This is a genomic window from Acinetobacter lwoffii, assembly GCF_024129595.1.
In the GTDB taxonomy this organism is placed as follows: domain Bacteria; phylum Pseudomonadota; class Gammaproteobacteria; order Pseudomonadales; family Moraxellaceae; genus Acinetobacter; species Acinetobacter lwoffii_O.
The window spans coordinates 1-396 of record NZ_JAMXXS010000109.1; the positions used below are offsets into that span (position 1 = coordinate 1).

Sequence of the window (396 nt, forward strand, 5' to 3'; positions counted from 1 at the left end):
CCGAGCTCCACTTGCATGTTGATGCACGCGTATGTAGCTTCCGTCAATGAATACCCATTCTTGATCCAAGACGCCTCGTAATCTAAAAAAAATTTATTCCACAATCCCTTGCTTGCCCAACGATTAAAACGATTATAAGCAGTTTGCCAAGGACAAAATTCTTGAGGAATATCACGCCATGTGGCGCCTGTACGCAGTTTCCATAAGATCGCTTCCATGATATTTCTACTATTCTTTGAACGGTAGCAACCATGTAATCGCATAGTATCTTGAATTTGCTGCCAGATATCATCGGTAAGAAGAGTACGTGCCATTGAAAATATAGAAATAAAAATAACTCAAAGGAGGATTTTAAGTATTTAAAACCAATTCTTCAAATGAGGACACGCCCTAGTA

The 396-nt window shown here is 39.1% G+C and carries 1 pseudogene; it reads right to left on the bottom strand.

Features of this window, described 5'->3' with window-relative positions:
- Nucleotides 1–314, bottom strand: a pseudogene (locus tag NI466_RS15850) (transposase); the annotation flags it as partial.
- Between the last annotated feature and the right edge of the window lie 82 nt (nucleotides 315–396).